Origin of the sequence: Vibrio mytili (genome assembly GCF_000830505.1) — a bacterium.
In the GTDB taxonomy this organism is placed as follows: domain Bacteria; phylum Pseudomonadota; class Gammaproteobacteria; order Enterobacterales; family Vibrionaceae; genus Vibrio; species Vibrio mytili.
Genome location: NZ_JXOK01000037.1, coordinates 110,799 through 132,875, shown reverse-complemented (window position 1 = coordinate 132,875; position 22,077 = coordinate 110,799). Strand labels below are relative to the sequence as shown.

14 protein-coding genes and 3 pseudogenes are annotated in these 22,077 nt (G+C 44.0%); 7 read left to right on the top strand and 10 right to left on the bottom strand.

Annotation, left to right across the window (positions count from 1 at the left end):
• Positions 1 to 192: 192 nt before the first annotated feature.
• Positions 193 to 1,839, top strand: coding sequence for a pyridoxal-dependent aspartate 1-decarboxylase PanP (gene panP, locus SU60_RS10665; RefSeq protein ID WP_041155487.1), 1,647 nt, complete (start codon positions 193 to 195; stop codon positions 1,837 to 1,839).
• 290 nt (positions 1,840 to 2,129) lie between these two features.
• The gene (locus tag SU60_RS10660; RefSeq protein WP_041155486.1) at positions 2,130 to 2,984 is read left to right on the top strand and encodes a MurR/RpiR family transcriptional regulator; all 855 of its coding nucleotides are present in this window, start codon (positions 2,130 to 2,132) and stop codon (positions 2,982 to 2,984) included.
• A gap of 238 nt (positions 2,985 to 3,222) precedes the next feature.
• On the opposite strand, the gene SU60_RS10655 is transcribed toward SU60_RS10660, so the two are convergent.
• Complete coding sequence (locus tag SU60_RS10655) at positions 3,223 to 4,467, bottom strand: iron-containing alcohol dehydrogenase (protein WP_041155485.1); 1,245 nt, start codon at positions 4,465 to 4,467, stop codon at positions 3,223 to 3,225.
• 304 nt (positions 4,468 to 4,771) lie between these two features.
• Here SU60_RS10655 and SU60_RS10650 point away from each other — a divergent pair, with 304 nt between their 5' ends.
• Together SU60_RS10650 and SU60_RS10645 are read left to right on the top strand one after the other, a co-directional pair.
• The gene (locus SU60_RS10650) at positions 4,772 to 5,041 is read left to right on the top strand and encodes a GrxA family glutaredoxin (RefSeq protein ID WP_041155484.1); all 270 of its coding nucleotides are present in this window, start codon (positions 4,772 to 4,774) and stop codon (positions 5,039 to 5,041) included.
• A gap of 267 nt (positions 5,042 to 5,308) precedes the next feature.
• Entirely contained in the window at positions 5,309 to 6,991 is a 1,683-nt protein-coding gene (locus tag SU60_RS10645) for an aspartate:alanine antiporter (RefSeq protein WP_041155483.1), read from the top strand.
• Positions 6,992 to 7,086: 95 nt separating this feature from the next.
• Here SU60_RS10645 and fabV read toward each other — a convergent pair whose 3' ends face one another.
• Complete coding sequence (fabV, locus tag SU60_RS10640; RefSeq protein ID WP_041155482.1) at positions 7,087 to 8,289, bottom strand: enoyl-ACP reductase FabV; 1,203 nt, start codon at positions 8,287 to 8,289, stop codon at positions 7,087 to 7,089.
• Between the two features lie 160 nt (positions 8,290 to 8,449).
• Positions 8,450 to 9,091 carry an outer membrane beta-barrel protein gene (locus SU60_RS10635; protein ID WP_041155481.1) on the bottom strand — a complete coding sequence of 214 codons (642 nt, stop codon included), beginning with the start codon at positions 9,089 to 9,091 and terminating at the stop codon, positions 8,450 to 8,452.
• 231 nt (positions 9,092 to 9,322) lie between these two features.
• Between SU60_RS10635 and SU60_RS10630 the strand changes: the two are divergent.
• Both SU60_RS10630 and SU60_RS10625 read left to right on the top strand, forming a co-directional pair.
• Positions 9,323 to 11,211 (top strand): annotated as a pseudogene (locus SU60_RS10630) (DUF294 nucleotidyltransferase-like domain-containing protein).
• A gap of 8 nt (positions 11,212 to 11,219) precedes the next feature.
• Positions 11,220 to 11,939, top strand: a complete 720-nt coding sequence (locus SU60_RS10625; RefSeq protein ID WP_041155553.1) for a 3'-5' exonuclease — start codon at positions 11,220 to 11,222, stop codon at positions 11,937 to 11,939.
• A 168-nt stretch (positions 11,940 to 12,107) separates the two neighbouring features.
• Here SU60_RS10625 and SU60_RS10620 read toward each other — a convergent pair whose 3' ends face one another.
• Entirely contained in the window at positions 12,108 to 13,991 is a 1,884-nt protein-coding gene (locus tag SU60_RS10620) for a methyl-accepting chemotaxis protein (protein ID WP_041155480.1), read from the bottom strand.
• Between the two features lie 219 nt (positions 13,992 to 14,210).
• Positions 14,211 to 15,784: pseudogene (locus SU60_RS10615) on the bottom strand (BCCT family transporter).
• Positions 15,785 to 16,236: 452 nt separating this feature from the next.
• On the opposite strand from SU60_RS10615, the gene SU60_RS10610 reads away from it, so the two are divergent.
• Positions 16,237 to 16,725, top strand: a complete 489-nt coding sequence (locus tag SU60_RS10610; RefSeq protein WP_041155552.1) for a MarR family winged helix-turn-helix transcriptional regulator — start codon at positions 16,237 to 16,239, stop codon at positions 16,723 to 16,725.
• 69 nt (positions 16,726 to 16,794) lie between these two features.
• Here SU60_RS10610 and SU60_RS10605 read toward each other — a convergent pair whose 3' ends face one another.
• The 5 genes and pseudogenes from SU60_RS10605 to SU60_RS10585 form a co-directional block, all read right to left on the bottom strand.
• Positions 16,795 to 17,430, bottom strand: coding sequence for a response regulator transcription factor (locus tag SU60_RS10605; protein WP_041155479.1), 636 nt, complete (start codon positions 17,428 to 17,430; stop codon positions 16,795 to 16,797).
• On the bottom strand, positions 17,414 to 18,778 hold the full coding sequence (locus tag SU60_RS10600) for a cache domain-containing protein (protein WP_041155478.1): 1,365 nt from the start codon (positions 18,776 to 18,778) through the stop codon (positions 17,414 to 17,416). Before SU60_RS10600 ends, SU60_RS10605 begins: the two co-directional genes overlap by 17 nt.
• A gap of 139 nt (positions 18,779 to 18,917) precedes the next feature.
• Positions 18,918 to 20,202: pseudogene (locus SU60_RS10595) on the bottom strand (TRAP transporter large permease).
• Between the two features lie 12 nt (positions 20,203 to 20,214).
• The gene (locus SU60_RS10590; RefSeq protein ID WP_041155477.1) at positions 20,215 to 20,754 is read right to left on the bottom strand and encodes a TRAP transporter small permease subunit; all 540 of its coding nucleotides are present in this window, start codon (positions 20,752 to 20,754) and stop codon (positions 20,215 to 20,217) included.
• 120 nt (positions 20,755 to 20,874) lie between these two features.
• Positions 20,875 to 21,963, bottom strand: coding sequence for a TRAP transporter substrate-binding protein (locus SU60_RS10585; protein WP_041155476.1), 1,089 nt, complete (start codon positions 21,961 to 21,963; stop codon positions 20,875 to 20,877).
• Positions 21,964 to 22,077 lie beyond the last annotated feature (114 nt).

Genomic DNA, 22,077 nt, shown 5'->3' with positions numbered 1-22,077 from the left:
CTGTCACCATGCTTCCCTTATGATTGGGCGACGGCATGGGTGTCGCGTGTGCTTCTTTGGGGAATAAGGTCTATTCTTAATTATTTTCTTTTCACTTGCATTCGCTCTACTAATAAAAACGGGACTTTGCGCCCGTTTTAGTTTAGATTGTTCGGCCTGCACTACCAAAATAACTAGAAATGATTCTTCGCTATGGTTAAGGAACAAAGAACTGCTGACGTTAACTTCGAGAGCTTGTTGAAGATCTTTACAGTCCCAGAAGGTCCAGACTCAACGTTAACAAAAATAGAGGAAAGCCTCTCTAGAAACTTAAATCAATTTCTTCGCGAGCACATCGTGGCAGAAGAAAAGCCTTTACGTGAGATCGAAAAAGACTTTTCTTCTGCTCAGATCCCCGAACAACCTGAATTCGTTTCCGAGCACACAGAACACCTGCTGGATACGCTTGTATCTCATTCTGTTCATACTGCTGCTCCAAGCTTTATTGGTCATATGACCTCGGCGTTACCCTACTTCTTGATGCCGCTATCGAAGATCATGATCGCCTTAAACCAAAACTTGGTCAAAATTGAAACGTCGAAAGCTTTTACGCCGTTAGAGCGTCAGGTTCTAGGCATGCTACATCGTTTAATTTACGGTCAAACGGATGCGTTCTACAGTCAGTGGATGCACAGTGCCAATCACTCACTTGGCGCTTTTTGCTCAGGCGGTACGATTGCCAATATCACCGCCCTTTGGGTAGCAAGAAATAGAGCGTTGAGAGCACGTAATGACTTCAAAGGCGTTGAGAAAGAAGGTCTATTCAAAGCCATGACGCATTATGGCTATCAAGGCCTAGCTGTTCTAGTTTCAGAGCGTGGACATTATTCGCTAAAGAAAGCCGCAGATGTGCTTGGTTTAGGTCAAGATGGTTTAGTTCCCGTAAAAACCGACAGCAAAAACCGAATCATTGTCGACGATTTGAAACAAAAAATTGTTCAGCTCGAGCAGCAGAAGATCAAGCCCATTGCCGTCATCGGTGTCGCTGGCACAACTGAAACAGGCAGTGTTGATCCACTTAAAGACATCGCGGATGTTTGCCGTCAACATGACTGCCACTTCCATGTCGATGCGGCCTGGGGCGGCGCTACGCTCATGTCTAATCACCACCGTCACCTATTGAGTGGTATTGAACAGGCCGATTCAGTCACTATTGATGCACACAAACAACTGTACATCCCGATGGGAGCCGGCATGGTGCTCTTTAAAGACCCCGATGCAATGAAGTCCGTCGAGCATCATGCACAGTACATTTTGCGTAAAGGCTCGAAAGATTTGGGCAGTCACACGTTGGAAGGCTCACGCTCTGGAATGGCCATGTTGGTCTATGCCGCCATGCATATAATCAGCCGACCAGGTTATGAATTGCTCATTGATCAAAGTATCGCTAAAGCACGCTATTTCGCCGATCTCATCAAACAACAAGATGACTTTGAACTGGTTTCTGAGCCTGAGCTGTGTTTACTTACCTATCGCTATCTACCACCTCGTATTCATGAGGCTCTGGAGAAAGCAGAAGGAAAACAACAAGAGCAACTCAATGAACTGCTTAACGAGTTGACCCAATTTATCCAAAAACGCCAACGCGAAACAGGCAAGTCTTTTGTTTCTCGTACTCGGCTTAACCCTTCACAGTGGCAACGCATGAATACCATAGTGTTCCGCGTTGTCCTTGCGAACCCATTGACGACGACAGAAATACTCAATGCCGTCCTCGATGAGCAAAGAGAGATAGCGCAACAAGCGCCGATATTGACCTCAAAAATACAGGATTTGGCTGCCCATATTTTGGCGCAATAACGACAAGTTCGAGTTACATAAAATTGAAAATTTCTTTCTTTTTGATGTAACTCAACCACTAATATCGCTTTAGTAGAGCGAAACTTCTGTGGTTCACCATTCAATTCTGTAGTTTTTAGAACATTTTGTTTGAGGCCTGTCAAATTCTCACTAATTAGTATCCGTTATTGGTTTAGCCCGATTGAAGATCAGGTTTATACTGCATTTATGGCGCTGGTTGTTATCGTTAACGCCCCTAAAACACACGTTAACAGAGCCAGCGAGTTGTTCTGCATACCCTCGTGAACACTATGAATACATTAGAAAAAATTCAAAAAAATCTGGAGAATTTCAGTAAGTCAGAGCGCAAAGTTGCAGAAGTAATTATGGCGTCTCCACAAACTGCTATTCATTCTAGCATTGCAACGTTAGCCAAAATGGCTGACGTGAGTGAGCCTACTGTTAACCGCTTCTGCCGCCGTCTGGATACCAAAGGGTTTCCGGATTTCAAACTTCACTTGGCACAAAGCCTGGCTAACGGAACGCCATATGTTAACCGCAACGTGGAAGAGGATGATGGTCCAGATGCTTACACGCATAAGATTTTCGAATCGACCATGGCCTGTTTAGATGTAGCAAAAAACAGTTTGGATGCCATGCAAGTTAACCGTGCAGTGGATCTTCTAACTCAAGCGAAACGTATTTCGTTCTTCGGTCTTGGTGCTTCATCTTCTGTTGCCCGAGACGCTCAAAACAAGTTTATTCGCTTTAACATCCCAATTACCTGTTTTGAAGATATCGTTATGCAGCGCATGAGTTGTATCAACTGCAGTGATAATGATGTGGTCGTACTTATTTCTCATACAGGTCGCACTAAGAGTCAGGTAGAAATAGCAAACCTCGCTCGAGAAAATGGCGCAACCGTTATTGCCATTACGGCAAAAGACTCGCCGCTTGAGAAAGCTAGCTCATTAGCTATCACTTTAGACATTCCTGAAGATACAGACGTGTATATGCCGATGGCTAGCCGCGTTGTACAGATGACGGTGATTGACGTACTCGCAACAGGATTTACACTCCGCCGTGGTTCAGGTTTCCGCGAAAACCTAAAGCGAGTCAAAGACGCCCTAAAGGACAGTCGTTACGATAAATTGAGTCAATATTAGCGATATGATCGATCGTGAGATCACCGCTTAGTTAAACTCAGTATTGGTGAAGAGTATAAAGGGGAGCTCCGTTTAGCTCCCCTTTTCTTTTTCTTTACGGCCTTCAATACTCAGAGAGTATACCCGCCTTAACTATTACTTACGCCTTAATTATTACTTGCGCCTTAACAACTACTTGCGCCTTAACAACTACTTGCTCCTTCGCTTTCTCTGGTTGATATGACTCGAGGTAGAAGCACTAATCATTGACACTAGAAAAATTCGATCTCGACTCCTGCTCTAAGATGTCGACAGCGTAACTTCCATTGTCGTCCTCCTCTGCTTTTTCTTCACAGTTTTCACACACCTGCTTCAAAATATAAATCAATCTCTCTTCGTTCAATGGCAAAGGATTACCTTTGATGGCGATAGATTTAAGCGCATCTTTGGCTATCTGTTCAAACGATGTCTGACACAACCCAAAGCGACTTAGCAAAGGAATGTCTAACTTATCCAAAATCATATTGACCCACAGCACACCATCATATTCATTCGCGTTGACGCGTTTAGTGACAAGCTGTGCGAGTCGACGATAACGCTCAATCACCTCTTTACGGCCGACCCTTTTTGCCGCTTTAATGTTTTCTTTCATCACATGAGGAGCAAGGCGCGCAGTGATAATGCTATGCGGTGCAGACAATTTACCACCCAAAGCCGCGGCCAACCCATGTGCGGCTCCAAGCTTTGCGTTAGTGATCGCCATGCCACCCAGCAAAGCAGCAAAAGACAGATCAGAACGCGCGATATGATCATCATACTTGCAGGCGGATATGACCGAGCGGCTCAAACGACGCAATCCCTCCTCACATATCATATCAGTGAGTGGATTGGGATCTCCGCAGACATACGCCTCCATGAGATGAGTGAAAGCATCCATCGCCCCACGTCCAGACGTGTATTGGTCTGTTCCATAAGTTAACGTAGGGTCCACGATGGCTACATCAGCGAGCATATCCGGGCTTCTTAAACTCACTTTAACTTGGTCTTGTCCAGATTTTAATACAGCATTACGGGTCACTTCAGCCCCCGTGCTTGCAGTCGTTGGTATCGCGATAAAGTGAATAGGTTTGGTTTTTAAAGGCACATTTCTACCTACCACTTCTACGTAATCATAAACATCCCCCAAGTTTGGAATAATAGCAGCCAGTGCTTTGCCCATATCGATGACGCTTCCACCTCCTATTGCAATAACCATATCAGGTTGAAATTTACGACCTATTACGGCTGTCTCTTCTACCATGGTAATATAGGGTTCACCGCGCACTGCTACATGCTGGTAACGCATCCCTTGAGACTTTAGGTAAGCTAAAATCGGCGCAGCTCTTTTAGTGTCTTGTCCTGACACCAGTAACACACTGTAACCAAATTGATTAATGACCGATAACGACGACTGTAGTGCCCCTTCACCAAAAATAATTCGAGTTGCCGTCATAAACTGAAACATACACTTTCTCCCCAAATATCCACTCTCACTAGAGTGCTATGATTTTCTGAAAAAAAAAGTTGACCAAATCCACTTTGCTACCAATAACCTTACGATACACATGCTTTTATGCGTCAAATCACATCACGCTCGTTAATGCTCGTATAGATTTTGTCCGATAGGTTTTGACTATGAGAGCGAGAGGCAATTGCTGCTTTATTTCTATATTTGGATAAGGCATAGTTATCTCAACAAAAGGGAGCGTTCGATACTCCTGTGCAGGTGTACGCTGTCTAGAAAAATATGTTTAGGAGAAATTAAGATTATGTTCGTTGTTATCTTCGGTCGCCCAGCTTGCCCTTTCTGTGTACGTGCAAAAGAGCATGCAGAAACACTAAAACAAAAACGTGAAGACTTTAACTACCGTTATGTTGATATCCACGCAGAAGGCATTTCTAAGGCTGATCTTGAAAAGACCGTAGGCAAGCCTGTTGAAACAGTTCCTCAAATTTTTATCGACCAAGAACATATTGGCGGTTGCGATGAGTTCGAAGCCTATGCAAAAGAACATCTAGGCCTGTTCGACGAAGCGTAATAAAAGACAAGTGAATTTTTAAAAGCCGTGTATAACGGCTTTTTTTGTATCCGCTCTAAACCCAGACCTTACGTTATACTAATCGCAGTAAATCACTGGTCATTGTAGCTGGTTCAAATGAACACTTATTTACTACGATTAGTATTACAACAGTTGCATTACATCAAATAATGTCAAAACTTAAAAAATTCACTTATCTTTTCAGAATATTTGGTTACAATTCGTTCTTAAATATATCTTTTGGCACATAATCTACCGAGCCACGCTGTGAACATAGACGTCGTACAACTTCTAGAACAAAACCCTATCCTCTTGATCTTCTTTGTATTAGCCATTGGTCTTGCTATCGGCAAGATACGTATTGGTAAACTACAACTCGGTAACTCCATTGGCGTGCTTGTTACTTCGCTTATCATGGGCCATCTTGGTTTCTCTTTTAACGCTGAGGCGTTAACCATTGGCTTCATGCTATTCATTTATTGCGTTGGTATCGAAGCTGGCCCCAATTTTTTCGGGATCTTTTTTAGAGATGGCAAACACTACTTTATTTTAAGTATGACGGTGCTCGTGTCAGCCTTGAGCTTAACTTACGGGCTCAGCCATTATTTTGGGCTCGATTTTGGACTCTCTGCGGGTATGATGGCAGGCGCACTTACTGCGACCCCCGTTCTAGTAGGTGCTCAAGATGCCCTAAACTCAGGCTTAGCGACAGTTCCAAGAAATATGGATTTTGCAGTGGTATTGGAAAACCTCTCTGTCGGTTATGCAATGGCCTACTTAGTTGGTTTAATCAGCATGATCATGTTCGCTAAGCTATTGCCAAAACTGCAAAAACAAAACCTATCAGATTCAGCGCAACAAATCGCAAAAGAGCGTGGCCTTGGTAACAACAGTCAAAGAAAAGTGTATTTGCCTATTATTCGTGCGTACCGTGTAGGACCAGAACTGATCGACTGGACGGGAGGGAAAAACCTCAGAGAGTTAGGCATTTATCGACAAACTGGTTGCTATATTGAACGGATACGGCGTAATGGTATCCTCGCCCACCCCGATGGAGATGCGATTTTACAAGAAGGTGATGAAATTGCTTTAGTTGGCTTTCCGGATAGTCATGCGCGTCTAGATCCAAGCTTTCGTCATGGTAAAGAAGTCTTTGATCGTAATCTACTCGACTTGCGCATCGTTGAAGAAGAAATTGTGGTAAAAAGCGACTCTATTGCAGGCAAACGTCTGTCTGATTTGAACCTTTCAGAGTTCGGCTGTTTTTTAAACCGAGTCGTTCGTGCACAAATTGAAATGCCCATGGACTTAGACATTGTTTTAGCTAAAGGCGATATTCTTCAAGTTAGTGGAGAGAAGAGCCGAGTTCACGGACTTGCAGAAAAAATTGGATTTATCTCCATACACAGTCAAATGGCAGACTTGCTGGCATTTTGCAGCTTCTTTATTTTAGGGATTATGTTTGGCTTGGTGACAATGACGTTCGGTCAAGTCTCCTTTAGCCTAGGTAACGCTGTAGGCCTGCTGTTGTCAGGCATTTCACTAGGCTTTTTAAGAGCCAACCACCCAACTTTTGGCTACGTTCCTCAAGGGGCGTTAAACATGGTTAAAGACCTCGGTCTCATGTTTTTCATGGTCGGGATCGGTTTAAGTGCTGGGGGCAAGATGTTCGAGCATTTAACTCAAGTGGGTCCTCAGGTCATTGGGCTCGCATTTATCGTCAGCGTGGTTCCTGTCGCACTTGCCTATCTTGTCGGTGCGTATCTGCTAAAAATGAACAGAGCAATGTTGTTTGGCGCGATCATTGGTGCGCGTACTTGTGCTCCAGCCATGGATGTGGTCAACGACTATGCGAAATCGACGATTCCGGCTCTCGGATACGCCGGCACTTATGCGATAGCGAATATCTTAATGACGTTAGCAGGTACCATTCTTATTATCTTAAGTTGATGTGTTAAGCGACAAGCCATCAAGCATACACAACATAAAACATGAAACACAAAAAAGGCGCTCAATGAGCGCCTTTGTCATATCTAGCAAATAGATTAGATTTGAATGAAATCTGCTTCTACTGCTGGGTTTACGTCCGCTTCGTAGTCTACGCCGTCAACACCAAAACCGAATAGTTTCAAGAATTCTTCTTTGTACTCAACGTAGTCAGTCAATTCTTTTAAGTTCTCTGTGGTGATTTGTGGCCATAGCTCACGGCAGTGTTGCTGGATATCGTCACGCAGTTCCCAGTCGTCAAGACGTAAACGATTCATCTCATCAACTTCTGGTGCGCTACCGTCTTCTTTATAAAGACGCTGGCTGAACATGCGATAGATTTGTTCCATACAACCTTCATGCACACCCTGTTCACGCATTTTCTTGAACACCATTGCGATGTACAGTGGCATCACTGGAATTGCAGAGCTTGCTTGGGTCACTACAGACTTCAGAACCGCAACGTTTGCGCTGCCACCTGTTGCTTGTAGTTTATCATTAAGCGCTTTAGCCGCACGGTCTAGGTCCATTTTAGCCTTACCTAATGCGCCATCCCAATAGATTGGCCAAGTCAGCTCGGTACCAATGTAACTGTACGCAACGGTTTTACAACCATCCGCCAACACACCCGCTTCAGAAAGCGCGTTGATCCAAAGTTCCCAGTCTTCGCCACCCATTACGGTTACTGTATCTTTGATCTCTTCTTCTGTTGCTGGCTCAACACTTGCTTCGATGATGACATCTTTATTGGTATCGACCGCTGTTGATGTGTAAGTCTCACCAATAGGCTTCAGAGATGAACGAATGACTTCACCCGTTTCTGGCATTTTACGTACTGGAGAAGCCAGAGAGTAAACCACCATATCAATCTGACCTAAGTCTGCTTTGATCAGATCAATAGTCTTCTGTTTTGCTTCATTTGAAAAAGCATCGCCGTTTAGGCTCTTCGCATAGAGGCCTTCTTCACGCGCTAACTTTTCAAAAGCCGCTGCATTATAAAAACCTGCAGTACCTGGTTTCTTCTCTGTGCCTTCTTTTTCAAAGAACACACCAATGGTTGCTGCACCGCCACCAAATGCCGCCGCGATACGAGAAGAAAGACCGTAGCCACTTGATGCACCTACAACAAGAACACGTTTTGGCGCGTCTTTAATTGGGCCTTGTGCTTTCGTGTAAGCTATTTGTTCTTTTACATTAGCTTCACAGCCAACAGGGTGCGTTGTCGTGCAGATGAATCCACGAATTCTAGGTTTGATGATCATATTCAACTTCCTTTAAAAAACTGGGTTAGGATAAAAGTTTCGTCGGATTTTCGCATCTCATTTCTGTCAAAATGCTTCGAAAATGCAAGTGGTTGGAGCACTGTACGCTCAAATAAACAAAAAGCACCGATAAACGGTGCTCCGAATACATTTATTTAATCTAATAAACAAACTTAAAGCTTAAACCAACCTCATTGATATAACCTGGCTTTTCACCTGCATAATCGGTGTCACGAAACTGATAATATAGACCAGTTCCAATCACATCGTGCCACTGGTAGTTAAAAGCAAACTTATAAATATTTTCATCGACAATATCACTGAAGTTCAATTTTACTTCCGCTGTCGCACTTAACTGTTCAGTAACCAAGTAGCTCCCCCCGACTGCAAAAGCATGAATAAACTCGCTGTCAGAGGACAAACTTTTGTCCGTCTCATCATCCGTCGCTTTCGCTTTAATCGCGCCTAAACTGTATATACCGTACACATCAAATCGCTCATTGATACCATAACGATAACCAGCGCCCGCCATGAGACGATCGACCCGAAGCGTATAATTGTCAGGGTGAAAAAATTGCGCGGAAAAGTCGATATTCATGAGCCAATTATCGGAAAACAAATAATTACCACCTAGGCCAATTGACGTCACGTTTGAATTATCCAACCATTCTTCATCGGTGGTACCGCCACCAATATCAAGGTGAATGTGTTCATAACCAAACTTTTCAACTTGCTTCGCATCTGACGCACTGCTAACTGCAGGAAAAACGACGAGCGGTAAAAATAACAAACTTCTTATCATTCCATTTCCTTCCATGAGAGACACGAAAACGATCTTTGACACCCATCTAAGTAAACCGCTGACTCAGACAACAGACTAAGATCAGACAGTATGCTAACCAATTTCTCTACGATTTGCCGTGTTACACATCCGAATCTTATGAATAAACAGCAAAAATAGATATCAGATAAGACTCTGTTTTAAAACTACGTTAAGATTACTTTATTCTTTGCACAACCAAAAGGTACCTTGATGGAAGCAGAACTTCTCGAGATCTATAACTTTTTCGCCAAGTACCCCCCATTCAATGAACTTCCTGAAGATGTTCTCACCAAAATAACAGAAAGCGTCGAAATCTCGTATTATCGCCAAGATACTCCCATCATCCATTTTGGTGACGATATTCAAGATCTCTATGTGGTCAGAAGTGGTGTCGTCGAAGTATATCGACGAAAAGGAGAACTCTATAACCGACTAGACGAAGGCGATCTATTTGGCCAAATGGGGCTTCTTACCAACAACAAAGTCCGTTTCCCGGTTAAAGCCATCGAGGACACCCTCCTCTATTGTATCCCTGTAGATTTATTTCAAGAAATTTATGAGGAGTACGACTCTTTTGCTGACTTTGTCGAGGTGGAAAACAGCTCTCGTTTGCGTCAAGCGATATCGGTCAACAAAGATGCGAATGATTTGACGACGTCAAAGGTGAAAAACTTATTGACCCGTGATGTGCCAACGATTCCACGTGATCACACAATACAACAAGCAGCGCAACTGATGGCAAATGACAATATCTCAGCGCTGCTTATTGTTGATCCGGATTTCGTTCAAGACGACGATGACCCACAATCCCCAGTTGTCGGTATAATTACGGACAGAGATTTGTGTGCACGAGTGCTCGCTGAAGGGATTTCTCCACAAGACGAAGTGTCTACTGTGATGACAACCGAAGTGATGTCTTTAGATCACAACGCTTACGTTTATGAAGCGATGCTAACCATGTTGCGCTATAACGTTCATCATCTACCCGTCGTTAAAAATCAATTGCCAATCGGTATTATTGAAACGACGGACATCGTTCGTTATGAATCTCAAAGCTCACTCCTGCTTGTTAGTAGTATTTTCCAGCAACAAACTATCGAAGATTTGGCAGCTGTCGCAGCAGAAGTGAAAAGCAGTTTTGTTCGCTTAGTAAATGAAGATGCTAATTCTCATATGGTTGGCAGCGCGATGTCGGTGATCGGCCGTAGTTTCAAACAGCGATTACTTGAGATGGCAGAGGAAGAATTAGGTCCACCGCCTATCCCATACTGTTTCCTTGCACTCGGCTCGATGGGGCGAGATGAACAGCTTTTAGTTACCGATCAAGACAATGCGATTATTCTTGACGAAAGCTACGAGGAAGAGAAGCATGGCAAATACTTTGCAGAACTCGCCAAATTTGTCAGTGATGGTCTTGACGCATGCGGTTATAAATATTGTACCGGTGACATCATGGCAACGAATCCCATGTGGCGCATGACGCGTTCGCAATGGGAAGAATGCTTCGCTGATTGGATCGATAACCCAAACCCTAAAGCGCTACTCAATGCATCAATCTTTTTTGACTTAGATGGTGTCTACGGTCGCTTGAAGTGGGCTGAGCAGCTCACCAGTTTTATTGTGCGTCGCGCGCGTAAAAATAACCGGTTCCTCGCTTGCCTTGCTCGTAATGCGCTTAACCGTACGCCGCCACTTGGTTTCTTTAAAGACTTTGTCATGGAGAAAGACGGTCAACACAAAAACTCAATCAACCTCAAACGTCGTGGCACTGCGCCATTAGTGACTTAATCAGGGTGCACTCGCTCGCTGTTGGCTCTAGAGCTCAAAACTCATTTGAACGCCTTGATGATATCATTGACGCAGGGATATTACCGAAAGGTCGGGCACAAGATCTAAAGGACGCGTTGGAATTTATCTCAATGGTGCGAATTCGTCACCAAGCCACTGACGTCGAACTCAACATCGAGCCAGACAATAATATCGAGCCAGAAAACCTGTCAGATTTCGAGCGTCGTAATCTAAAAGATGCATTCCAAATCTTAAGTAATGGTCAGAACTTCCTTAAGTTCCGCTATCAAGCAACAAAGAGCTTCAAGTGAGGTTGAACATGTTCAAATGGCTTTTTGAAAAACCTATCATTCAGTGGCCAGCAAAGTTTGCTCAAAAACGCGAGCTGGCAAATGATGATCGTTTAGTCGCGTTTTATAGTACGGAACTTCCAGCACCAGAGACCCCTATTTCTGAGATAGAGTTCGTGGCAATGGACTTCGAAACTACGGGCTTAAACCCAGAGAAACACGACATTATTACGATTGGATTGGTCCCCTTCAATCTGAGACGTGTATTCTTACGTGACTCACGCCATTGGAAAGTGAGACCTAAGAAACAGTTAAAAGAAGACTCGGTCATTATTCATGGCATCACCCATAGTGACTTGATCGACGCGCCGGATTTAAGCGATATTCTTGAAGAATTGCTGCCTTGCTTAAGTGGCAAAATCGTCGTGGTTCATTATCGCCGTATTGAGCGTGAATTTCTCAACAATGCCCTTAAGAGTAGAATCGGAGAAGGCATCGAGTTCCCTGTTGTCGATACACTCAAACTCGAAGAAACCATCCAACACACTCGAGCCCGCAACTTGTGGGAAAAGATAAAAGGTAAGAAGCCTGAATCCGTCAGGCTGGCGCAATCTCGTCGTCGTTATGGTTTACCTGATTACACGCCACACCATGCACTTACTGATGCCATCGCGACTGCTGAATTACTGCAAGCGCAAATCGCCCACCATTACGACGATAGCGACCCCATTAGCCACTTTTGGTTGTAGCGGTCCTGAAGATAAAGTCCGAAAATAATAAAGGAGCCGACTCGGCTCCTTTATTTATTATGACGCGAACGTTATGACAAGAAATTTATAACGCCGTTAGCGAGTATTTTAACAAGCTAGAATGACCAGTTATTTACTACGATTAGTACTCGCTTAGCGACTTAAACGTTACAGTTTAAAACGCTTTAATTCTTGTTCCAACTCATGGGATAACTGCGACAAATACGCCGCCTGCTCTGCAGCTTGTCCCGCTTCCTGTGACAACTCGTTAGACACATCTCGGATCCCTTCTGTGTTCCGTGTTATCTCCGAAGTCACTGAAGCTTGCTCTTCTGCCGCCGAGGCAATTTGCATCGCCATATCACTAATTCTTTCTACAGCGCTATGAATCTGAGTTAAGCTCGTTGCTGCAGAATTCGCGTCATCAACACTCGTTTCTGCCAGTCGGCGGCTATCTCCCATGATATTAACGGCTTTCGCTGTGGTTCCCTGCAGCATTTCAATCGTTTCTTGGATTTCTTGCGTCGACGCATGAGTACGCTGACTCAATACACGAACCTCGTCAGCAACGACAGCGAAGCCGCGCCCCTGCTCACCGGCACGTGCCGCTTCAATGGCTGCATTTAACGCAAGTAAATTGGTTTGCTCTGCAATCCCTTGAATAGTCGATAGTATCGTATTAATACTGTTACCATGCGCTTCAAGCTCTTGAATCACGTTTGTCGCAACTTGCACTTCTTGAGCCAGATTCTGTATTGAACTTTGGGTCTGAGCAACCTGAGTAGAACCATGAGCGCAAGACGCTACTGCTTCTTCAGAGTTATTTGCCGTGCTGTCCGCATTACCAGCAATTTCCTGCGTTGCTGCCGCCATTTCGTTGACTGCAGTTGCCACCATATTGATCTCATCTTGCTGATAAGAAATTCGCTGGCTACGCTCCTCAGATTGTTGTGCAGCAGTCCGAGCTTGCTCAGCAAGAGCGGTTGACACATGGCTTAACTTTGTCACCATGGTGTGCATGTTTCCGACAAAACGGTTAAAGCTACCTGCCAATCGACCAACTTCATCATCACTGCGAGGCTCTAGACGTTGTGTTAGATCACCGTCACCAGACGCGATTTCTTCCAGTGCATCAGATACTCGGCTTAAGTCACGGAACAAGTAACTCACCAGCCACGATACTGACGCAATCACCAACGCAGTAATCAATACGGCTGCAATAAGTAACCCACGTATCAGGTCAGATTTGCCTGACTCTTCCGTAGCACGGTCCATCTCTATAGCAAATATCCACTGGGTACCCGCGACTTGCTTGAAGTAAAAAAACTTCTCTTGACCATTAACAACAATACTGACCAGTTTCGCCTGCTCGGCAGCACGCTGAATATCACTCTCAGAAAACCCTTTAAGCAAACTGCTGATGGGCTTAAGAGCTAAGCTTTTATCAGGGTGAGCGAGAAAAGTGCCATCTTTCATATCAATTAACATCGCGTGGGCATTTTTGCCTGCGTCAATATTAATAACATCACTGATCAGTTGGTCAATCAGTACATCTGCACCAACGACACCAACCAGTTTGCCACTTTTCATCACAGGCTCAGCAATCGTCACCAACAACGCATTGGTAATTGCATCTTGATAGGCCGCTGTAATAATTTGCTTTCCTGCCGCTTTGGCATCTTTGTACCATGGGCGTGTTCTGGGATCGTAATCAGCACGATTGCGCTCAGGGTGAGAACGGAACATCCCCCCGCTTGGTGTTCCTAAAAAGATATCGTCAAAGCCAGCCGCTTTACGGGACTGTTGTAAGAAAGGAACAACATCTTGCTCCGTAGAGTAATCATTAAATGCAGAGGCAATCTCTTTTCTAATGCTCACCCAGTCGGAGATCCCTTCTGAAGCAGAACTACTCAAGCTCTGGGCTCTGGCATAAACACCTGAACGCGTTTGTTCGGACAATTGACTGGCAGACAACCAAGTAAGAGCTGCTGCCATAACAACGACGGCAGATAAACTCGCTCCAATAAGTTTTTGTTTTAGTGATAGCTTCATTAGATGAACTTGAATTTAGACAACTATTAAGGTGCGGAGATATTACACGCTTTCCTACAGATATCCACCAAATTTTAACCACCAACACCTATCACTAACTCTTTGTAAAATAGATACTTTTACGTGCCATTTTTTTGTCGATCGTCAGAAAGATAGCACAAAAAAAAGCCAGCATTATGCTGGCTTGATAACTCGCTGTTAGATAAGCTACTTTACACTTTAGTAGTCGCGTTCTGTTTTCATACCCATTATTAAGCTGACACACATAGCAAGCAGGATAATAGTAAACGGCAATGCGGTTGAAATCGCTCCAGCTGGAGTGCCTGAACCGCTTCTGAACCACCAATCCACAGCAGAGCAACTGCGATAGCCCCTTCCATGAACGCCCAGAAAATGCGTTGCGGCACAGGTGCATCAACCTTACCACCAGCAGTAATACTATCGATAACCAAAGAGCCAGAGTCTGATGACGTGATAAAGAACACCAATACCAGTACAATCGCTATGATTGACAGTATGTTACCGAATGGGAGCGCATCAAACATTTGGAACATAGCCAACGAAACATCAGTTAAGCCATTCTCACCCAGTATTCCTACTTTATCGACGACCTGCTCTATTGCCAATCCACCAAATACTGACATCCAAATCACTGTTACAAACGTTGGAACAAGCAGAACAGCGGTAATGAATTCACGTACGGTACGGCCACGAGAAACACGGGCGATAAACATGCCTACAAATGGTGACCATGAAATCCACCAAGCCCAATAGAACACAGTCCAACCTTGAAACCACGCTTCATCAGTACGACCAAACGGATTGCTCAGAGGGATGATGTTTTCAACATAAGCCATGAGTGTCGTTGGAATCGATCCTAAGCTCGCTGCCCAGCCAATCAAACCGACGAGAACAAGTAACAAGAAAGCTACCAGCATGTTGATGTTACTGATAACTTTCACACCACCATCAATACCACGGACAACCGAAACAACTGCAAGTAACGTAACGACCGTAATAACAACGATCTGTAAACCAATACCTGCATCAACACCGAATACATGATGAATACCACTCGCTGCTTGTTGTGCGCCTAAACCCAGTGACGTCGCCAATCCAAACAATGTGGCAAGCACAGCAAGAATATCAACAATATGGCCAGCCCAGCCCCAAGCACGATCACCCAACAGCGGGTAGAAAATAGAACGCATTGAAAGTGGCAGGCCTTTGTTGTAGGCAAAAAATGCTAAGGAAAGTGCAACAACGCCGTAAATCGCCCATGGATGAAGTCCCCAGTGGAACATCGTCGCGCCCAATGCCAGTCTTGCTGCTTCAGGCGTGTTTGCTTCGACACCAAGCGGCGTTTCATACCAGCCTGTAAAGTAAGCGACCGGCTCTGCAACACTCCAGAACATCAAACCGATACCCATACCGGCTGCAAATAGCATTGCCAGCCAAGACATAAAAGAATAGTCGGCTACCGCATCTTTGCCACCGAGCCGGATCTTACCCAGAGGCGACAAGATCAACGCAAAGCAGAAAATAACGAAAATATTACCTGAAATAATGAACAACCAATCGAATGAGCCGATGATTTTCCACTTTAGCCCATCAAGTACTGTTTTAGCAGTGTGAGCGTCTAAAACTAATGCTGCGACCAAAAATAGTGCGATTAAACCTGCACTAATACCAAACACAGGGTTATGAACATCAAATCCCCATTTCTGCACATTATCTTGCCCCACTGTATAGTCGGTACTATCGATACTGTACTTATCTATACCCTTTGTCATCGTTCCTCTCTATTTCTCTGTACTCATTTCGCATCCAACTATAAAAAATCATTCGAACACGATGCGATTTACATTCCATGACGGCGCAAGATCCTAACACCCATATTGATTTTGTCTATAAAAACCGACAAAAAAGCCAAATTTACCACATGATTATCAAAGATTTTTGGCAAAGAGAGGTAGCACCTAGCTTTTCAATTAGTTAGACCACAAATAATTACTGCTATAATAAATTTATCGTTTTCACTATCGGTTTTAGAGCTTTTTGCGATTGAAGAGAACCCAAATAAATCGGGTTGATTTGTTAATCGGTAGGTTTGGTATCGTGCTGACTTATCAGTAGAAGAAAAAATGAATATTATTGAGATAATTTTTTATTGGATCTCTTTAAATAGACGTACTTTTAAGTTAGTGTCGGCTCGTTAAATATTCACACAGACTGGATGAAAAAATTGGAAAAGTACGAAGAAGTATTGGTCTCGATTCGTCAGATCATCCGCGCTATTGATTTACACTCAAAAAAACTAAGCAAAGAGTCTGGCTTGACCGGCCCACAATTGATTTTGATGCAAGCCATCAATGAGTTAGATAACGTGACGATAAAGCAATTATCTAGCCATACTAATATGAGCCAAGCAACAGCGACGACCATACTGGACAGGCTAGAACGAGGCCAGTTCGTTGAGCGTCAACGTAGTGTACAAGACAAACGCAAAGTCCATGCGGTACTGACTGCTAAGGGACAGGAGGCGTTAAGACAAGCGCCAACTCCGTTACAGGAACACTTCATTAATCGCTACCAAAAACTGGAAGAATGGGAACAAACTTTGCTGTTGTCTTCAGTACAGCGTATTTCAGCAATGATGAACGCTGAAGATATAGACGTTGCTCCAATGCTAGAACTAGGAAGCATTACCCAGACCGAGTACAAAGCACAGTAATATGCGTTAGCCACTTACACGTGCTCGTTTTTAGCGAGCACTCATCCCACGATGAACTCCGCCACGCTGCTAAGTTAGTCCTGTTTCAAATGCGTATTTCGCCAACTCAGCGGTAGAGTGCAAATCGAGTTTATGTTTGATGTTATGGCGATGCGTTTCTACTGTTCGGTAACTGATGTTCAATAACGTGGCGATTTTTTTACTACTGTGTCCCTGAGCAACCAACTTTAACACTGCCTCTTCTCTGCGGCTTAAAGGGTTAGGTTTTTGGCTAGCCGGAATGACTTCCTGCGTAAATAACGTCTGTGTGACGGATTCACAAAAGTAGGTCGAGCCTTGATTGACGGTTTTGATCGCTTGGACCATTTTTTCAGCAGAAATTTCTTTTAGCATGTACCCCATCGCCCCCGCCTGCATCACTTTCATGATATATTCTCGGTTATCATGCATGGTCAACATGAGGATTTTGCTGTCTGGCATTGCTTCTTTGATCACCCCAGTGGCTTCTATACCGTTCATTATGGGCATGCTAATGTCCATCAAAATCACGTCCGGCCGCAGCAGCTTTACTACTTCAATCGCTTCTAGTCCATTACTGGCGGTACCAACCACCTCAATACCGGGCTCCAATTCTAGACGTGCCGTAAAACCATCTAACACCACCTGATGATCATCGACAATGACAATATTAATTGGCTGTTCCATACGTTAACTCTTCCAAATTCAATAGCACAGTAATTTCGGTGCCCAAGCCAGCTTCGCTCATTATCTCAAATTCCCCACCGATAAATTCAACCCGTTCCTGCATATTACGTAACCCGATACCTTGACGATGGGTTGATTGATTTGCAGCAAAGCCCACACCATCATCTCGTATCAATAATTGCAGCATATTGCCCATTTTTTGCAAAATAATCGTTACTTTATGAGCGCTTGCATGCTTTTCAATATTATTTAAAGATTCCTGTGCAACTCGATATAACGTGGTGGACACTTCTGAAGTAAGTTTTTCGCCTTGCGCATCAAGGTGACTATCAATATCAATCCCCGAATGAGAGTGAAAATCTTGGAGTAACGTTGCTAGCGCCGCCTCTAGACCTATATCATCCAATGCACTTGGACGTAATTGATGAGAAATGTGCCTAACCTCATTAATCGCAGTCATTAATGACCGTTGTGATTTATCCAAGTGGGATCGAAGGTTCTGATCTTCTAAACGGTGATTCATCAACTCTAGATGGCATTTGCTTGATACCAGTAGTTGATTGATACCGTCATGCAACTCCCGCGCGAGATGTTTTTTCTCATCTTCTTGAAACATGACCGTTTTATAAGCCAGTTCTTTAAGGTTTCGGTCTGCGAGGCGGTGTTCATGAAGATTAATTGCTAACGTAAAAACGATAATCACCGCCACAGTGACCACTAAAATCACCACCACGGAAAAGAAAGTGGTTTCAATGTTTTGATTCACCGCAGCGCGCATGTTTGCCACTTCTTGGCTTACATCCTCTATATACAGCCCAGTACCAACCATCCATTCCCATTTCTCCAACCAAGCCGCATAGCTGAGTTTAGGAACCACCTCACCTGTCGACGGTTTTTTCCATAGATATTGATGAAACCCTCCCCCAGTTTGAGCTTGATATAACAAGGCTTCAATCAACCAATCCCCATTTTCATCTTGTAGACCGATAAGGTTTTGACCGACGAGTTCAGGTTGAACAGGATGGACGAGGTTTGTGCCCTGCTTATCATAGGCAAAAAAATACCCGTCTGTTCCGTAAGATAAACGATTTAAAATATCTTTGACTCGAGCCTTCGCAACAGACTCTTCGAGAGTAGGATCATTATAGATGTAGGAGATCGAATCGAAAGCGACATCCACGGTGTCTTTCAACGCCGCTTCTTTTGAATGAATAAGATTTTGCTGAAAAATGTCTACTTCTTTTTGACCAAGTGTTTTGGCTTGATAGATAGAAATCCAGCTGATACTGACTGACACCAATACCAAAGGTATCAGTGTCAGTAGAATTAATTTCGCTTTGAGAGGCATTTTTTCACTCCATGAAACACTGCTCATCAGGGCTAATGCAGATTAGCAACTTGTCTCTAAAGGTAAAAACTCTCAGTTCACAAATTCTTCTTTAACCTCACAGTACTTTCAACAAAACCAAACGATATCACGTGTTGAATTACGCCATCCCATAGAAACCAGGGAAGAATAACAGTGAAGCTAATACCACGATTTGGATTGCGATAAATGGCATCACGCTTTATAGATATCCCGTGTTGTTACACCAGAGGGAGCGACACCTTTCAAGTAAAACAAACTAAAACCAAACGGTGGTGTTAAAAACGATGTCTGCAAGTTCATCGCAACCAGAATCGCAAACCAGGTCATATTAATGCCAAGCAATTCTGCAACTGGCGCGATGATGGGCACAATGATGAAACAGATCTCGACGAAGTCGATAAAGAAACCCAAAATCAGAATGACCAACATAGTGATAATGAGGAAGCCCCACTTTTCACCGGGCAACTGCAGCATCCACTCTTCGACTAAGTAATCTCCCCCCGTGTAAGTAAACGCCATAGAAAACGCTGTTGCACCAAGCAAAATAGCAAAAACCATCGCTGTGACTTTGACTGTTTCTTTTGAGGCCTCGTACACCATCGACCAACTAAACTGCTTATATAAAAGCGCCAATACTATAGCACCTGCCCCACCCAAAGCAGCAGATTCGGTCGGAGTCGCAACCCCAGCAAAAATAGACCCCAAAACGACAATGATCAAAGCAAGAGGAGGCACAACGGCCTTTAGGGCACTGAGCACTTCTTCTTTGCGGCTGATCGTTTCGTCACGCTCTATAGACTGCGCGGCTTCAGGGTTTAGCTTGGCATAAATTAAGATATACACCACATAAGCACCCACCAGCACCAAACCAGGCCAGATGGCTGCTTGAAACAAATCGCCAACTGGCACACCCAGCACATCGCCCAATAGAATCAAAACGATCGACGGCGGTATGATTTGACCCAACGTCCCTGACGCACAAATAGTGCCACATGCTAAGCCTTTATCGTAATTGTACTTGAGCATAACAGGGAGAGAGATCAATCCCATTGCAACAACCGAGGCCCCAACAACACCCGTTGAGGCCGCAAGCAGTGCCCCCACTAACACGGTAGAGATAGCGATTCCACCACGGACACCGCCAAACAACCGCCCCATCGATTCAAGCAACTGCTCTGCAAGTTTGGTTTTTTGTAACACCAGTCCCATGAAAACAAATAACGGTACGGCCATTAAAACCGTATTTTCCATAATGGACTGAATTCGATAAGGCATAAATGCAAACATTTCAATACCTTCTGCCCAAACACCAAAAATCAGGCAATACCACCAAACGTAAACGCAACAGGGAAGCCAAGCAGCAACGCAAATAGCGCAACAAAAAACATTACTATACCGATCATCATGACTTCCTTTTATGACTTACCGTTATTACCGGCATAGATAAGATGAGGGTTAACAATCTTATTAATAGAATGCAGCAGCAAGCCAATACCACTCACCGCCATAAAAAAGAACGACAACGGGATCATCGCTTTAATGATCCATCGATAGGGTAATCCACCAGGGTCTCCGGATGTTTCTCCTAGCGCGTAACTTTCTTTGGCGAAATCGATGCCAAACCAAGCGACCAAAAGGCAAAAAGGAAAAAGAAAAAAGAGAGTGCCTATTATGTCGATGATGGACTGGGCTTTGTAAGAAAGACGTTCATAAAAAATATCGACGCGAACATGGCCGCCAGACTTAATGGCGTAAGGCACACCAAGTAAAAAGACGGCGGAAAACAAGTGCCATTCCATTTCTTGAAACGCTATCGAGACATCATTGAATACGTAACGCATAACGACGTCATAAACTACGTTCATCAGCAACAATATAAATAGGATGCTAGACAACCATCCTAGGAAATCACTGAAACGATTAAATATTCGTTCGATATAAACAAGACTTCTCATTCCTGACTCCATGGAACGTCTGATTAAACTCCACCATATTGCAGAGCTTGGATTATCAAATTTATTCTTGAACTTGTTGCACGAACCAAGCTATGCAAGCTTGGTTCGTGAACGAGGGTATTACTGAGCTTGGCTGTTCAGATAGGCTCGATGTGAGATGTCCGTCCAAGGGCGAACTTGTTTCATGTAGTTAGCTTGAGACTCTTGGATTTCTTTTGCCAAAGCATCTTGCTCTGCATGCTCTTTGAGTAACTTATCGTTGGCCGAACGCATCGCAGCCATGACTTCTACAGGAAAATCTTTCACTTCCACATCTGGATACTCAGACTTAATCGATGCCCAGTTCTTACCACTCTCGTGCTTAGATTGTGTATACATATCGTAAGCAGCGGTTTTCATGGCAACCTGTAGAATTGCTTTAAGATCATCGGGCAAGCGGCTCCAAGTACGTTTATTAACTAAGAACTGAAGCTCGGTTGCCGGCTCATGCCAACCAGTGTAGTAGTACGGTGCAATTTTATGAAAACCCATACGTAGGTCCAGTGAAGGCCCTACCCACTCCAGCGCGTCGATCGTACGTCGTTCTAGTGAAGTATAAAGCTCACCCGGTGCAATATTGGTTGGCTTCGCCCCTAATTCAGCGAGGATTTCTCCAGCAAACCCTGGAATACGCATTTTTAAGCCTTGAAGATCATCCAACGACTTAATTTCCTTCTGGAACCAGCCTCCCATCTGTGTATCTGTATTACCGCCCGGGAAAGACAACATATTGTGTGGCGAATAAACCTTTTCCATCAACTCCATACCACCGCCGTAGTAAAACCAAGCGTACTGCTCAGTCGGCAGCATGCCGAAAGGCATTGAGGTAAAGTAAAGCGTATTTGGTACCTTTCCTTTCCAGTAATAGGATGCTGAGTGTCCGAGGTCATATTGACCCGATTTGACCATATCAAAAACACCAAACGGCGCTTTATGTTTGTTGGCTGAATCAATGCGGATTTGTAGACGACCGTTTGACATTTCCTCTGCCATTTTCGCCATGTTCTTTGTTGCATCACCAAAAATGGGGAAGTTTGGCCCCCATGTTTCTGCGAGCTTCAAACGGTAGACTTTTTCTGCAGCGTTAGCAGAGGTAGCAACAAAAGCCATTGCTACAATGATTGCTGTTGATTTAAGCACTCGTTTCAAAGATTTCTGGATTAAACTCATCGTTCACGTCCTTTGTTTACAAGGTTTTAAGTTTACAAGGTTATAAATTTCCAAGATTGTTAGCGGTTATCCATGCTAAGGGGATTCGAATTACAACCAGAGCTCACAAAACAC